This window comes from Streptomyces sp. NPDC047974, assembly GCF_040653375.1.
Taxonomy (GTDB): domain Bacteria; phylum Actinomycetota; class Actinomycetes; order Streptomycetales; family Streptomycetaceae; genus Streptomyces.
On record NZ_JBEZNU010000006.1, the window covers coordinates 162,324 to 176,748 of the forward strand.

General features: G+C 75.7%; 14 protein-coding genes. 7 read left to right on the forward strand and 7 right to left on the reverse strand.

Annotated features, from left to right (window positions below; all coding sequences use genetic code 11):
* Window positions 1-25 precede the first annotated feature (25 nt).
* Window positions 26-382, reverse strand: a complete 357-nt coding sequence (locus tag AB0E19_RS11605) for a hypothetical protein (RefSeq protein ID WP_360603364.1) — start codon at window positions 380-382, stop codon at window positions 26-28.
* Between the two features lie 86 nt (window positions 383-468).
* Window positions 469-1,083 (reverse strand): TetR/AcrR family transcriptional regulator C-terminal domain-containing protein, encoded by a 615-nt coding sequence (locus AB0E19_RS11610; protein ID WP_362176993.1) that lies wholly within the window; start codon window positions 1,081-1,083, stop codon window positions 469-471.
* Between the two features lie 81 nt (window positions 1,084-1,164).
* Here AB0E19_RS11610 and AB0E19_RS11615 point away from each other — a divergent pair, with 81 nt between their 5' ends.
* Complete coding sequence (locus tag AB0E19_RS11615) at window positions 1,165-1,806, forward strand: peroxiredoxin-like family protein (RefSeq protein WP_362176996.1); 642 nt, start codon at window positions 1,165-1,167, stop codon at window positions 1,804-1,806.
* 59 nt (window positions 1,807-1,865) lie between these two features.
* On the opposite strand, the gene AB0E19_RS11620 is transcribed toward AB0E19_RS11615, so the two are convergent.
* The 3 genes from AB0E19_RS11620 to AB0E19_RS11630 are packed head-to-tail and all read right to left on the reverse strand — an operon-like array spanning window position 1,866 to window position 5,898.
* Window positions 1,866-3,212 carry an AAA domain-containing protein gene (locus AB0E19_RS11620; RefSeq protein WP_362176999.1) on the reverse strand — a complete coding sequence of 449 codons (1,347 nt, stop codon included), beginning with the start codon at window positions 3,210-3,212 and terminating at the stop codon, window positions 1,866-1,868.
* On the reverse strand, window positions 3,209-4,798 hold the full coding sequence (locus AB0E19_RS11625; RefSeq protein WP_362177002.1) for a hypothetical protein: 1,590 nt from the start codon (window positions 4,796-4,798) through the stop codon (window positions 3,209-3,211). The genes AB0E19_RS11620 and AB0E19_RS11625 overlap by 4 nt, the downstream gene beginning before the upstream one ends.
* Window positions 4,789-5,898, reverse strand: a complete 1,110-nt coding sequence (locus tag AB0E19_RS11630) for a hypothetical protein (protein ID WP_362177303.1) — start codon at window positions 5,896-5,898, stop codon at window positions 4,789-4,791. The genes AB0E19_RS11625 and AB0E19_RS11630 overlap by 10 nt, the downstream gene beginning before the upstream one ends.
* A gap of 221 nt (window positions 5,899-6,119) precedes the next feature.
* On the opposite strand from AB0E19_RS11630, the gene AB0E19_RS11635 reads away from it, so the two are divergent.
* Window positions 6,120-6,716, forward strand: coding sequence for a histidine phosphatase family protein (locus AB0E19_RS11635; protein ID WP_362177005.1), 597 nt, complete (start codon window positions 6,120-6,122; stop codon window positions 6,714-6,716).
* Between the two features lie 253 nt (window positions 6,717-6,969).
* Here the strand turns inward: AB0E19_RS11635 and AB0E19_RS11640 are convergent, their stop codons facing one another.
* The gene (locus tag AB0E19_RS11640) at window positions 6,970-8,259 is read right to left on the reverse strand and encodes a tetratricopeptide repeat protein (RefSeq protein ID WP_362177008.1); all 1,290 of its coding nucleotides are present in this window, start codon (window positions 8,257-8,259) and stop codon (window positions 6,970-6,972) included.
* Between the two features lie 225 nt (window positions 8,260-8,484).
* On the opposite strand from AB0E19_RS11640, the gene AB0E19_RS11645 reads away from it, so the two are divergent.
* Both AB0E19_RS11645 and AB0E19_RS11650 read left to right on the forward strand, forming a co-directional pair.
* Complete coding sequence (locus tag AB0E19_RS11645; protein WP_362177011.1) at window positions 8,485-8,958, forward strand: hypothetical protein; 474 nt, start codon at window positions 8,485-8,487, stop codon at window positions 8,956-8,958.
* Window positions 8,959-8,991: 33 nt separating this feature from the next.
* The gene (locus AB0E19_RS11650) at window positions 8,992-9,855 is read left to right on the forward strand and encodes a fused MFS/spermidine synthase (RefSeq protein WP_362177014.1); all 864 of its coding nucleotides are present in this window, start codon (window positions 8,992-8,994) and stop codon (window positions 9,853-9,855) included.
* A 45-nt stretch (window positions 9,856-9,900) separates the two neighbouring features.
* Here the strand turns inward: AB0E19_RS11650 and AB0E19_RS11655 are convergent, their stop codons facing one another.
* Window positions 9,901-10,467 (reverse strand): hypothetical protein, encoded by a 567-nt coding sequence (locus tag AB0E19_RS11655; RefSeq protein ID WP_362177017.1) that lies wholly within the window; start codon window positions 10,465-10,467, stop codon window positions 9,901-9,903.
* Window positions 10,468-10,555: 88 nt separating this feature from the next.
* Between AB0E19_RS11655 and AB0E19_RS11660 the strand changes: the two genes are divergently transcribed.
* The 3 genes from AB0E19_RS11660 (at window position 10,556) to AB0E19_RS11670 (ending at window position 14,359) form a co-directional block, all read left to right on the forward strand.
* Window positions 10,556-11,257 carry a response regulator transcription factor gene (locus AB0E19_RS11660; RefSeq protein WP_360603342.1) on the forward strand — a complete coding sequence of 234 codons (702 nt, stop codon included), beginning with the start codon at window positions 10,556-10,558 and terminating at the stop codon, window positions 11,255-11,257.
* Between the two features lie 16 nt (window positions 11,258-11,273).
* On the forward strand, window positions 11,274-12,665 hold the full coding sequence (locus AB0E19_RS11665; RefSeq protein ID WP_362177020.1) for a HAMP domain-containing sensor histidine kinase: 1,392 nt from the start codon (window positions 11,274-11,276) through the stop codon (window positions 12,663-12,665).
* Between the two features lie 152 nt (window positions 12,666-12,817).
* Window positions 12,818-14,359 (forward strand): cellulose binding domain-containing protein, encoded by a 1,542-nt coding sequence (locus tag AB0E19_RS11670; protein WP_362177023.1) that lies wholly within the window; start codon window positions 12,818-12,820, stop codon window positions 14,357-14,359.
* Window positions 14,360-14,425: the final 66 nt, after the last annotated feature.

Consider the following 14,425-nt stretch of genomic DNA (forward strand, 5'->3'; position numbering starts at 1 on the left):
GGGGAGTCCGCTTCTCCGGGGAGGCTCAGTCCTCCGCCGGCCGCCCGTCCGCGCGGATCAGGTCCCGCCCGTACTCGATCATCTTCCGCGCGTAGTCCTCGGTCCACGCCGCCCGCTCGGCGACGTCCGCCGCCGTCAGCCGGTCGAACCGCTTCGGGTCGGCGAGCTGCGCCGCCGCCACGGCCTGGAACTCGACCGCCCGGTCCGTCGCCGCACGGAACGCCAGGGTCAGCTCGGTCGCCCGGGCCAGCAGCTCCTTCGGGTCCTCGATCGACTCCAGGTCGAAGAAGTGCTCGGGATCGGCGGTCGCCTCGGCAGGCTCGAAGATCAGGGGCGCCGGCCGCAACCGCCGCTGTCCGCTCCGCTCCGCGGGTTCCGCCATCGTTCCGCTCCTCCTCGCACACGCGCAGGCCCGGAATGCCGGACCACCCCCCATTCTCCCGCGCCCCGCAAGAGCGCCTCCGGGGGTCAGCCCCCGAGGCCGCGCAGCAGCATCCGGAGCCCGCCGAGGAACTCCTCGTCGGGGCCGACGCCGCCGGCGTCCCGGGCGGTCGCCGTCAGCAGCGGGAACTCCCCGCCGGGCAGTCCGGCGATCGCCTCCGTCCCCGGGCCCGCCAGCGGGCCCCTGTGCTCCAGCTGGATGGCCCCGGTCACGTACGCGTGGAGCGCCCGCAGCGCGACCACCCGCCGGGGGCCGTCGATCCCGGCCTCGGTGAGGATGCCGAGCACCGTCTCCGACCAGCGCAGCCCGCCGGGGGAGCGGTGGCGGTGGGTGAGGGTGAGCGGGACGGCCTCCGGGTGGCGGGCGACGGCCTCGCGCAGCCGTCCGGTCATCAGCTCGACCCGTTCGCGCCAGGGCGTGTCGCGGGGCGGCGGGGTCGTGTCGACCGCGCCGAGGATGCGGTCGACGACCAGCCGCTCCAGCTCCTCGCGGTCGGAGACGTACCGGTAGAGCCCCATCGGGCTCATGCCGAGCTCCTTGGCGGCGGTGCGCATGGAGAGGGCCGCGAGGCCGTCGCGGTCGACGACGGCCAGCGCGGCGGCGGCGAGCCGTTCGGGGGTGAGGGAGCGGGGTCGTGGCATGGCGCTTGACAGCGTACGCCCTACGCCTACACCTTTAGGAGTACGTCGTACGCCTACGAGCCCTCCCACGGAAGGTGTCCCATGCGCACGCCCTCGTCGACCCCCGCCCCCGCTCCGGCCCCCGCCCCCGCACCGGCCCCCGCCCCCGCCCGGGTCCGCCTGAGGCCGGGCGACACCGTCCCCGTCCGCACGCTCGCCCCGGTCGCCGGTCCGCCGCTGGTCGTGCCGGACCCCGGGCGCGTCGTCCACGTGCAGTTCCGGCGCTTCGCCGGCTGCCCCGTCTGCAACCTCCACCTCCGCTCCGTGGCCCGGCGCCACGAGGAGATCGAGCGGGCCGGGATCCGGGAGGTGGTCTTCTTCCACTCACCCGCCGAGGAACTGCGCGAGCACGTCGCCCACCTCCCCTTCGCCGTCGTCGCCGACCCCCGCAAGGAGCTCTACGCGGCCTTCGGCGTCGAGGCGCACCGCCGGTCCCTGCTCGACCCGCGGGGCTGGCCGGGCATCGTCCGGGGCGTCTGCGCGGGCGCCGTGGAGCTGCTCCGGGGCCGCGGCCGCCTCCCGGCCGCCGCCCAGCCCGGCGGCCGGACCGGCCTCCCCGCGGACTTCCTCGTCACCCCGGACGGGCGGATCGCCGCCGCGAAGTACGGCGAGCACGTCGACGACCAGTGGTCGGTCGACGAACTCCTCGCCCTCGCGGCCGGCCCCCGCCTCACCGACGGGTGATCAGCGCTGCGCGGACCGGCGCCTCCGTCCTCCGCGCCGCCGCCCACCGCTCCTGACGGTCAGTCCGCCCAGCGCACCCGGTGCTCGGCCAGGTGCGACAGGACCGCGTGGTTCGCCTCCCAGCCGTCGGGGAACTTGACCGTGACGCCGAGCTGGACCGGTTCCGTGGAGGGGTGCTCGTCGAGGAGGTCCGTCACCCCGGCGCGGCAGACGACCACGCAGGCGTGGCGGTGGCGGGAGGCGAGGACGCAGAGGCGGCCGGTCTCCAGGTGGAAGGCCGTGGCGTCGGGACGCCCCGACAGCGGGTGCAGGACGACCGTCACGTCGTACTCGCGGCCCTGGAGCCGGTTCGCCGTGTCGACCGTCACCCCCGACACGCCGAGCGCCGCGAGCGCCGCGCGGACCGCCGCCGCCTGGTCCCGGTGGGCGGTGCCCACCGCGACCCGGCCGGCGGTCAGCGCCACCGGCGTGTCGGACCGCTCGCTGACCGCCGCGCCGCCCCGGTCGAGGAGGCGCCGGACCACCAGGGCGACCGCGTGCACGGCCTCCGGATCGGTGCGCGGGGTGTGCCGGGCGGGCAGTTCGAGCAGACCCCAGCCGGACGCGGCGGCCTCGTCCAGGACCCGGTCGGGCGCCGAGCCGTCCGAGGGCACGCCGAAGGCGAGCCGGCGGTCGCCGGGACCGGTGCCCGAACGGAACGGCGTGTACGGGTAGAAGGCGTCCGACACCAGCGGCGCCGCCGAGGCCGGCAGCCGCCAGGACACCGGCAGCCGGTGCTGCGGCAGCTCCGGGTTGTGCGCGAGCAGCGTCGACACGGCGCTCGCCGAGGGGTCGTACGACAACCCCGCCCACTGGTCCGCGCCCACCACCGAGAACGGGTCCAGCTGCCCCGGGTCGCCCACGAACAGGGCCCGCTCGAAGAGCCCCGCCACGGCGAGCAGCGCGTCCGAACGCATCTGGTACGCCTCGTCCACGATCGCGTGCGCCCACGGCTCCACGTTCTTCACGTGCGCCCACTTCGCGGCCGTCGAGACCACCACCGGCAGCCCGGCGAGGTCCCCGGCCTTCGCCGACTTCCGTACCTGTTCCAGCGCGTCGAGCGCCTTGTCGTACGGGTCCGCGTCGCTGGAGTGCAGCCGGCCCACCTCCAGGTCAGGCTCCTTCTCGGCGAGCCGCAGCACCAGATCGTCGACCTGCGCGTTCGTCTGCGCGACCACCATCAGGGGGCGTCCCGCGGCGGCCAGTTCGAGCGCCGCCCGCACCACCAGCGTCGACTTCCCGGCACCGGGCGGCGAGTCGACGACGACACCCCGGGCGGTGCCGTGGAGCGTGGACTCCAGGATCTCCGCCGTCGCCTTCGCGGCGGCCGCGGCGGGGTCGAGCACGGCGGGGTCGTACACGGTCACAGCAGGTCCTCGGGGGTCACGGCGTCGGACAGCTCGGCGGTGTCGGCGTGGCGCGGCGGGCCGCCGTGGGTCCACGGCGTCTCCTCCGGGTCGGGCAGTCTCGGCCCCACCCGCGTGTCGTGCTCGAAGAGCGTCCAGGCGATCCGCTCGCCCTTCTCCGGCACCGTGCCCTCCGCCGGCTCCTTCGACCGGCCCATCTTGTCCAGGAGCCGCAGCACCAGCGCACCGTCCTCCTCCCGGCCCACGAACTCCGCCGACTGCGGCCTGCCGTCCAGCGAGCGGTACACCTTCACGCCCGGGTCCAGATGCGGCCGGTCCTCGGTGCGGACCGTCAGCAGCGGGCGCGGCGCGGGCCGCTTCGACTCCGTCCACGCCATCACCACCTCGGCGACCTCGGCGGTGAACGCCTCCCCGGACAGCCGCCGCCCGGCGAACACCAGCGGATCGTCCAGGGCCTCCTGGGCGTCCAGCTGCCCCTGCGCCTGCTCGCGCGCCGCGAGCTTCGCGGCGGCGGTCACGGCGTCGTCGCGGCGCGGCTGCGGCGGCTCGCCCGCCGCGATCCGGTCCCGGTGCGCGGTGAACGACCAGCGGTCCCGGGTCCACCGGTCCTCGACCCGCGCCCCCTCGGGCAGCGCGCGCAGCAGCCCCAGCGCCCGCCACGTCGCGTCCCACGTCGGCTTCAGCTGGGAGACGACGAGCCGCCGCACCTCGCGCTCGGCCCGGTGCAGCCCCGCGAGGGCCGCGTCGGCCGTCTCGCCGTCCTCCGCGGCGCCGACCGCTTGCCGGGCCCGGTCGTACGCCTCGATGGCCGGCGCGAGGAGATCGTTGTCGAACGCCGGGTCGGTCGCGGGCCCGGCCGGCGGGCACAGCAGCTGCCCCCGCTCGTCCCTCCCCAGCTCGGCCCGGTACGCGGCCCGGTCGCCCCGCTCGGCGCCCGGCTCGTCGGACCGGTCGATCCAGGCGAGCAACGCCCCCAGGTGCTGGTCCTCCAGGGAGGACTGGCCGGTCGCCCAGTGCCGGTTGAGCAGATCGGTCGCCGCGAGCAGCAGCGAGGAGCCCGGGACCCGGGCCCGCTCCCCGTAGTGCGTCAGCCAGCGGCCGAGCAGCGGCACGCGCGGCGGCGCCGGATACGGCGTGTCCGGGTCCTGCTCGGCGGTGCGCCGGAACCGCGTCGACCGCCCCAGGAGCCGTACGTACTCGATCCCGGCCCGGCTCGGCACGATCAGCTGCGGCGCGTCCAGGCACAGCTCGACCTGGACCTTCTCCCCGGTGGCGGCGTCCTTCCGCTCCACCGGCTCGACGGCGTCCGCGAACCCGTCGACGTACGGCAGCACCTCCTCGGCCAGCTCGGCGAGGAACGCGAACCGCAGCTCCCGGTCCCGCGGCTGCGGCACCACGAGGAGCCGCGGCTCCTCCGGGTCGGTGCCGACGAGCGCGCCGAGCGGGGCGCCCGCCTCGCCCGCCGTGGTCAGCGGCACCAGGACCAGCGGCCGCCCGGCGAGGTGCCGGTGCCGGACCGTCGCCAGCGGCTGGGCGCGGCCCGCCGCCACGGCCTCCATCCGGGCCAGGTGCGCGATCAGCGACATGCGGCGGCCTCCGCCTCGGCCAGGGCCTCCTGCCGCAGGGCCCGCGCCCGGCGCAGCGCGGCCACCGCCGGGTCCTCCGGCTCCCCTTCCTCGCCGCGCGCGGCGGCCAGGACCGCGCCGATCGTGGTCAGCCCGCCGAGCTCGCCCCGCACCGAACGGCCCAGGGTCTGCACCGCCTCCGCCTCCCGCGCCCGCGACCGGCAGTGGAAGCCCAGCTCGCAGGCGGCCAGGCACTCCGGCGCGTAGGCGTGCGGGACCGCCTCCACGGCCGCCGACAGCTCCTCCGCCGAACAGCCCTGGACGTCGAAGCTCAGCCCCTCCGGCAGCGCCTCGGCGATCTCGTCGATCCGGGTCAGCCGCTCCAGCTGCCGCCGGGTCACCGCCTGCTGCTTGCGCACGTCGACCACGGAGGCCGTCGGCAGGTTCGAGAAGTCCTTCGGGCAGACGAGCAGCACCGAGTGCCGCACCTCGGCCCCCTCGGTGAGCGCCGCCACCCTTTCGAGCGCCAGCACGTACACCGCCGCCTGCCGGGCCGCCGCGCCGACCTTCGCCGCGTCCGCCGCCCCGTCGATCATCGGGAACGACTTGATCTCCACGACCGTCCACCGCCCGGCCGGGTCCACCACCACCGCGTCCGGCTCCAGGTGCACGGGCGAGCCCGCCACCTCCAGGGTCAGCAGCGGATGGTCGAGCAGCGTCCACCCGTCGCCCGCGGTCGCCTCGCGCAGCGCGAGCGCCGTCCGCGCGGTCCGCCCCTCGGGCCCGGACGCCGACAGATCGGGTACGGAGACGGCCCCCGGGTCCTCGACGCCCAGGAGCCGCAGCAGCTCGCGCCCGCCGTCCGCCTTCACCTTCGCCTCGAAGCTGTTGCCCCGCACGATCGCGAACTGCGACTGCCCGAACGGCGCCGGCGAACCCAGCCGCGACGCCAGTGCCCCCTTGTCGACCCCCGCGCCGTCGAGCAGCGCGCGGCGCCTGCACCCCGGGTTCGCGGCCAGCGCGGCCAGCGCCCGGGCGTCCAGCGGGCGCGGCGGGACCGCCGGGCCGCGCAGCTCGGCGAGTCTCTCCCGCGTCCTGCGCCGGCTCGCCGGGGTCGGCACGGGGTCGGTCGTCTGCGGCGGCCGTGACCCGCCGTCGTCCAGGGATACGCTCACCCGCGGAAGTCTCCCATCCGGCACTGACAACGCGGGCGGGTTCCGCCCCGGGGACACCGGGAGTTCGCGCCGGGGCCACCTGCGGGATGATGGAGGGACCCTCCGGGGCGCCCGACGGCGCGCGCCCGTCCCTCCCGCATCCGCGCAATCTCTGGAGAGTCCCGCCCATGGCACCGCGCATCCTGCTCGCCCGACACGGCCAGACCGAGTGGTCGCTCCTCGGCCGGCACACCGGCAGGACCGACATCCCGCTGCTCGACGAGGGCCGACGCGGCGCCGAGCTGCTCGGCGAGCGCCTCCACCGCGGCCCCTGGCAGGGCCTTCCGGGCGTCGAGATCCGCACCAGCCCCCTGGTCCGCGCGAGCGAGACCTGCGCCCTGGCCGGCTTCGGCGACCGCGCCGAACCCTGGGACGCCCTGATGGAGTGGGACTACGGCGCCTACGAGGGCCTCACCCCGGCCCAGATCCAGGAACTCCGCCCCGGCTGGCTGATCTGGCGCGACGCCGTCCCGGAGGGCGAGTCCCTCGACCAGCTGTCGGCCCGTGCCGACGAGGTCGTGGAGTGGGCCCGCTCGGCCGACCGCGACGTCCTCGTCTTCGCGCACGGCCACATCCTTCGCTCCATCGGCGCCCGCTGGCTCGGCGAGCACGTCTCCTTCGCCTCGCGCATCCGCCTCGACCCGACGAGCCTGTCGGTCCTGGGCTGGGCGTACGGCGAGCCGGCGATCGAGCGCTGGAACGACACGGGGCACTTGGAGGGCTGAGCGCGGGCTCGGATCCAACCTCCCGGATCCAACCTCCGGGATATCGGATCCAACTTCCGGGATCCAACCTCCGGGATTTTGGATCCGACCTCCCGGATCCAACCTTCGGGATATCGGATCCAACTTCCGGGATCCAACCTCCGGGACTTCGGATCCGACCTCCCGGATCCAACCTCCCGGACATTGGATCCGATCTTTCGGATCCAATGTCCGACGTCCGGGCTATCGGCTATCGGATCCGACAGCCCCGCCCTCACCCACCCGTAAGGATGAGCCGCGTTTCGGCCAGCAGCCCCCTGATCCGCGCCGACGCGATCCCGTCCAGCGACTCCGCCACCCGTCGCGCCTCCGCCTCCGCCTCGTCGCGGCGGCCGGCGCGGGCGAGGTGGCCGGCGAGCTGGGCGCGGTAGAGGGCGAGGTTGCGGGCGAAGCGGGGGTGCTGGAGGACGGTGGCGCGGTACGAGTGGCGGGCGGCGCGGCTCCAGTCGCCGAGGGCGGCCCAGCAGTGGGCTTCGAGGGCCTCCAGTTCGGGTTCGCCGAAGAAGGACATCCACTCGGGGTCCTGGTCGGCGTGGCCGCGGGCGAAGTGGTCGTGGGCGCGGCCGAGGCACTCCTCGGCGGCCGAGCGGTCGCCGAGTCCGGCCCAGGCGGCGGCCTCGCGCAGGGAGAGCAGGGCGAGCAGCCGGGGGGAGTCGAGCGGGCACGCGGCGCGCAGTCCGGCCTGGGCGGCGCGGACGGCCTCGCGGTAGCGGCCGGTGTCGCGGGCGAGGAAGGAGGTGTTGCAGAAGGCGTGCGCCTCCAGGGCCGCGTCCCCGGAGACCCGGGCGGTGGCCAGGGCCTCGGCGTAGTGGGAGCGGGCGTCCTCGTGGCGGCCCGAGTCGTGGGCGAGCCAGCCGACGGAGAGGGACAGTTCGCCCGCTCCGGCGAGGAGCCGGTCCTCGGTGGCGCGGCGGGCGGCGGTGCCCTGGTCGAGCAGGCGGTAGGCGCCGCGGAGCGGCTGGGCGGCGACCTTGTAGAGGCCGTCGGCGCCGTGCCGGTCGTCCAGCAGGCGGATCTGCCGCACGGCGTCCTCGACGGCGCGGACCTCGGCCTCGCCGATGCGGTGGGTGCCGCGGGGGCTGGGGATCGCGGCGGCGGTGGTCGAGCCGAGTCCCCAGGAGGCGGCCGCCAGGGTGGCGGTGCCGCTCGTCATGAATGCGCGACGCAGCACGTCGCTCTCCTCATCGTTCCGGGTCGGGAGGGCGGGGGGCCCCGAGGCCCCGGCCGGGGCGGCCTGCCGTCGGCCGCGTACCGCCTCCCGCGCAGAGAATCCCAGGTCGGCGAGGGTGAGGCCGGGGAACATGTGCAGGAAGACCCGCTCGTACGCGTAGTTCGGGCAGCGGATCTCGCCCGCCTCCACGCGCCCGATGTAGCGGGCGTCGCACGCGACCTGTTCGCCGATCTCCCGTGCCGCCCGGCGGACCGTGGCGGCGAACTCCGCCGGGGAGTGCTGCCCGCGGAGCCGTCGGAAGGCGAGATTGGGAACTGCCCGTGACATGGCCATGGCCGAGCCCTCTCCTGGTGCTGCCGGGTGTTCCGGCGGCATGAACGTACCTGCTGTGACCGGATGCGTACGCTGAGTTTGGCTACAAATCGGATATCTCGCCTGCGATCTGCCATGAACTGCCATCCTTTGCGGCGGCGTGCCGCCGTAGCCGTTGACGCGTACGGGCGTTGAACCGTATGGGAGAGACGGAACGTGTCTCCTCTGGGAAGCGAGGAGGGGTCCATGTCCGAGAACGCCGCGCCTTTCGAGACGACCACGACCACGGCCGGGACCACGACGGTGACGCCCGCGGTGCCCGCCGCGACCACGACCGGCACCGGAGCCGTCGAGCCCTGCGACCTGGTGACCGTGCCCGCCCGGCAGGGCCTGGAGGCCGTCGACATCCTCCGCCGCCGGGGCGTCCCCGCCGTCGGGCCGGTCCTCCACGACGGCGCCTGCGACACCCTCGGCTTCCTCGTCCCGCCCGGCACCGCCGCCGCCTGGGACCTCCCCGGCAGCGCCTGCACCCGCACCTCCGGGCGTGGCCTGCGCCTCCCCGAGCTCCCCGAACTGCCCGAGCCCGCCGGGGACGCGCCCCGCCCGGCCGGCTGGCTGCTGCCCCCCGGCGACACCGACCCCGTCACCGACCCCGCCGTGCTGCGCCGCGCCCTCGGCGAGGCGGCCCGCCTCATCGAGGCGGCCGACGGCTGTCACTGAACGCCGCGCCCCGGACCCGCCGATAATGGACGGATGGCCAGGAAGAAGCAGAGCGAACGGCCGGCGGCCGGCACCGTCTCCGAGACCGTCGACGGCGGGCTCGCCGAACTGATACCCGACCGCGACCGCCCCCGCGCCTGGACCCTGCTCCTCGACGGCGCCCCCCAGTCCCACGTGGACCTCGACGACCCCGCCGCGCTCACCTTCGAGTACCAGCGACGGCTCGGCCACGTCGTCGACCTCGCCGCCCCGCCCGGCCGCCCCCTCCAGGCCGTCCACCTCGGCGGCGGCGCCTTCACCCTCGCCCGGTACGTCGCCGCGACCCGGCCCCGCTCCACCCAGCAGGTCGTCGAGCTCGACGAACCCCTCGTCCGCTTCGTCCGCCGCGAACTGCCGCTCGACCCCGGCGCCCGGATCCGGGTCCGCGCCGTCGACGCCCGCGCCGGACTCGCCAAGGTCCCGGACGGCTGGGCCGACCTGATCATCGCGGACGTCTTCCGCGGCGCCCGCACCCCCGCCCACCTCACCAGCGCCGAGTTCCTCGACGAGGTGCGGCGCGCGCTGCGGCCCGGAGGTACGTACGCCGCCAACCTCGCCGACGGCCCGCCGCTCGCCCACCTCCGCGGCCAGATCGCCACCGCCGCCGGGGTCTTCCCCGAACTCGCCCTGATCGCCGACCCGACCGTGCTGCGCGGCCGCCGCTTCGGCAACGCGGTCCTCGTCGCCTCGGGCCGCGAACTCCCCGTCGCCGACCTCACCCGCCGGGTCGCCACCGACCCGCACCCCGGTCGCGTCGAACACGGCCGCGCCCTCGCCGACTTCACCGGCGGCGCCACGGCCGTCACCGACGCCACCGCGAAGGCCTCGCCCGCGCCCCCGCCGTCCGTCTTCCGCTGACACGTCCGCTCGTACGTCCGCCGGTGCTTTCGCCGGCGCGACCGGCTAGTGCGTGCGGTCGTCGACCTCCACCCGGGGCGCCGAGTCGTGCCACACGCAGAAGACCGACACCTCGCGGCCGTCCTGCGTGAAGGTCACCCGGATCCACGTCGGCTGCTTCCACACCTGCATCTGCCAGCCCGAGGCCGGGATCGCCGAGACCAGCTCGGCGGAGCTCTCGCCGAGGTCGAAGGTGACCCGGCCGCCGTCCACCGCGGTGGTCTTCAGGGAGGAGGCCGCCGTGGCCGGCGGCGGGGTGGTCCGCGGCGGGGCCGCGGGCCGGGGGGACGGAGCGGCGGCGGTCCTCGGCGACGCCGGGGAGGACGACGCCGGGGAAGGCGACGGCGGGGGAGCCGAGGGAGGGGAGGGGCGGCGCGTCGAGGCCGTCACGGGGTCGCCGATCGCCGTCTCGGCCGGCACCGGGTCCTCCGGCGAGCCGACCGGCAGCGGCAGGGCGCGCGGCGGGTCGTAGACGGTGCCGGACAGCACGGTGTGCACTCCCCACCAGGAGAGCGTGACCGCCGCGCCGGTGGCGAGCGACCAGGCCAGGGCGTGAACGAGTCCTCTTCGCATCGGGGCCATAGTGCACCACGCCCGGCCGGCGCGGACCGGAAGGTACGGAGTGGCCGGGGTGTCCCCCGAATGGCGTACGGTGCGGGCCATGGCAAGTGTGCTCGTGGTCGAGGACGACCAGTTCGTGCGCTCCGCCCTCATCCGGCAGCTGACGGAAGCCTCCTACACCGTACGGAGCGTCGGCACGGCCCTGGAGGCGCTGCGCGAGGTCGCCCATTTCCGCTTCGACGTGGTCGTCCTCGACCTCGGTCTGCCCGATCTGGACGGGTCCGAGGCGCTGAAGATGCTGCGCGGGATCACCGACGTACCGGTGATCATCGCGACCGCCCGCGACGACGAGGCGGAGATCGTCCGGCTGCTGCACGCGGGGGCCGACGACTACCTGGTGAAACCGTTCTCCGTCGAGCACCTCACCGCCCGGATGGCCGCCGTGCTGCGCCGCTCCCGGGCCGTCTCCGGGGAGCCCGCGCCGACCACGGAGCTCCGCGTCGGCGGGCTCGCCATCGACCCGCTGCGCCGCCAGGCCGAACTCGACGGCGTCCCGCTCGACCTGACCCGGCGCGAGTTCGACCTGCTCGCCTTCCTCGCCGGCCGGCCCGGCGTCGTCGTGCCGCGCAAGGAGCTGCTCGCCGAGGTGTGGCAGCAGGCCTACGGGGACGACCAGACCATCGACGTCCATCTGTCGTGGCTGCGGCGCAAGCTCGGCGAGACGGCCGCCCGGCCCCGCTACCTCCACACCCTGCGCGGCGTCGGCGTGAAGCTGGAACCGCCCCGCGAGCAGCAGCGGTGAGACGGGAGCGCCGGCCGTGAGATGGGCCCTCGTGAAGGTGTCGCTGGCCGTCACCGCCATGGTCGTCATCGCCTTCGCCGTCCCCCTCGGCCTCGTCGTCAAGGAGATGGCCCGCGACCGGGCCTTCTCCAACGCCGAGCGGCGCGGCGCCGGGCTCGCCCCGGTCCTCGCGATCACCACCGACCGGACGGAGCTGGAGAAGGCCGTCGCGACCACGGAGGACGGCGCCGCCGGGCGGCTCGCCGTGCACGTCCCGCCCGCCACGCCCGACGGCCAGGCCCTGGAGATCGGCACCCGCCGGGCCGGTGCCGAGGAGCTGACCGCCACCCGCACCCTCGGCCGCGCCTCGATCGCCGAGGTGCCCGGCGGTTACGCCCTGCTCCAGCCGACCGCGCTCAGCTCCGGGAAGGTCGCGGTCGTCGAACTCTTCGTCCCCGAGGGCGAGGTGACCAACGGCGTCGCCACCGCCTGGCTGGTCCTCGCCGGGGTCGGCGTCGCCCTGATCGTCGGCTCCCTCGCCGTCGCCGACCGGCTCGGCATCCGCATGGTCCGCCCCGCGCAGCGCCTCGCCCGCGCCGCCCACGAGCTCGGCGAGGGCCGGCTCGGCGCCCGGGTCGCCGAGGAGGGCCCGCCCGAACTCAAGTCGGCCGCCGTCGCCTTCAACTCCATGGCCGACCAGGTCGTCCAGCTCCTCGCCAACGAGCGCGAGCTCGCCGCCGACCTCTCCCACCGGCTCCGCACCCCGCTCACCGTGCTCCGCCTCAACGCGGCCTCGCTCGGCTCGGGCCCCGCCGCCGACCAGACCCGGGCGGCCGTCGAGCAGCTGGAGCGCGAGGTCGACACCATCATCCGCACGGCCCGCGAGGCCAAGCCGCAGACCACCGCGCCGACCGGTCCGGGCGCGGGCTGCGACGCCGCCGAAGTGGTGCGCGAGCGGATGGAGTTCTGGTCCGCGCTCGCCGAGGACGAGGGGCGGCTCGTCCGCGTCGCCGGGGTCGAGCGTCCGGTACGGATCCCGGTGGCGCGCCCCGAGCTCGCCGCCGCGCTCGACGCGCTGCTCGGCAACGTCTTCCGGCACACCCCGGAGGGCACCGCCTTCTCCGTCGACGTCCACAACGGCGACGACGCCGTCATCGTCCTCGTGTCCGACGCCGGGCCCGGCATCGCCGACCCGGACGCCGCGCTCGCCCGCGGCAACAGCGGCACCCGGGCCGGCTCCACGGGCCTCGGCCTCGACATCGTGCGCCGCATGGCCGAGACCACCGGCGGAGACGTCCGCCTCGGCCGCTCGGTCCTCGGCGGCACGGAGGTGCGCATCTGGATCGGGCTCGGCGGCCACCGCGCCGACGGCTCCGCCGGCCGCCGCTCGCACCGCCCGGCACGCCGTCGCAAGGCCGCCAGGCGCTGAACCTTTGCCGGTGGTGATGGCCGCCTTAAGCGGATCCTAAGAATCCCGACCGGGGTCCGCTCTACGGCAATTGTCCGGATGCCCGGCGCTAGCGTGCTGCCCGCACCCCCACACCGCACCCCCCACACCCCCGCACCACGGAGGCAGCACGCATGGGCAGCAACGGGCACCGGCGCAGGACCAGCGGCCGTACGAAGGCCGTCGGCGCGGTCGTCGCGGCGGCCGTCACGGCGGGCACGGTCTTCGCCCTCACCGGCACCGCCCAGGCCGCCGCGGTCGGCGCCGCCTACACCCGGACCTCCTCCTGGACCGGCGGCTACACCGGCCAGTACGTGATCACCAACGAGACCTCGGCGCCCCAGTCCGACTGGACGCTGGAGTTCGACCTGCCCGCCGGGACCGCGATCGGCTCCCTGTGGAACGGCGACCACACGGTCTCGGGCCGGCACGTCACCGTGAAGCCCGCGAGCTGGAACCGGCAGCTCGCCCCCGGCCAGTCCGTCACCGTCGGTTTCGTGACCTCGGCGGCCGGACAGGCCGGGGACCCGGCGGGCTGCCTCATCAACAAGGCGGCCTGTTCGGCCGGCGGCCCCGCCCCCACCCCCAGCGGCCGCCCCACCGACCAGCCCACCGCCACGGCGACCCCGACCGCCACCGCGAGCCCCGAGCCGACCGCCACCGCCACGACGAGCCCGAAGCCGACCCCCACGGCCACGGCGACGACCACCGTGCCCCCCAAGCCGACCCCGACCCCGACGCCCACCCCGACGCCCACCCCGACCTCCACCGGGAGCCCCGCCACCGGCGCCCGGTTCGCCCCCTACGTCGACACCTCGCTCTACCCGGCGTACGACCTGCTCGCCACCGCCGAGGCCACCGGGGTGAAGGAGTTCAACCTCGCCTTCATCACCTCCGGCGGCTCCTGCGCCCCCCTGTGGGGCGGCGTGACCGACCTGGCGAACGACAAGGTGGCCGCCCAGATCGGCGCCCTGCGCGCCAAGGGCGGCGACGTGCGGGTCTCCTTCGGCGGCGCGGCCGGCCACGAGCTGGCGCTGAACTGCGCGAGCGCCGCCGACCTGGCGAAGGCGTACGGCAAGGTCGTCGACCAGTACCGGCTCACCAAGGTCGACTTCGACGTCGAGGGCGCCGCGCTGCCCGACACGGCCGCCAACACCCGCCGTTCCCAGGCCATTGCCGCGCTCCAGAAGGCGCACCCCGGACTGAACGTCTCCTTCACCCTGCCGGTGATGCCCGAGGGCCTCACCCAGCCCGGGGTGAGCCTGCTCGCCGACGCGCAGCGGAACGGCGTCCGGGTCGACGCGGTCAACATCATGGCGATGGACTACGGACCGGCCTACAGCGCCGACATGGGCACGTACGCGATCCAGGCGGCGACCGCCACCCAGGCCCAGCTCAAGGGCGTCCTCGGCCTCTCCGACGCCGCCGCCTGGAAGGCGGTCGCGGTCACTCCCATGATCGGCGTGAACGACGTCACGACCGAGGTCTTCACGGTCGACGACGCCGCCCAGCTGGTCGACTTCGCGCGGTCCAAGGGGCTCGGCTGGCTGTCGATGTGGTCCTCGACCCGGGACAAGCAGTGCGCGGCCGGCGCCGTGAACCACGCGGACGCCACCTGTTCCTCGATCCTCCAGCAGCCGCTGGCCTTCACGAAGGCCTTCGCCGCCTACCGGTAGACCTTCCCGTCCCCCCACACCGCGTGCCCCGGCCGGACCACCCCACCTCCGGCCGGGGCACGCTTC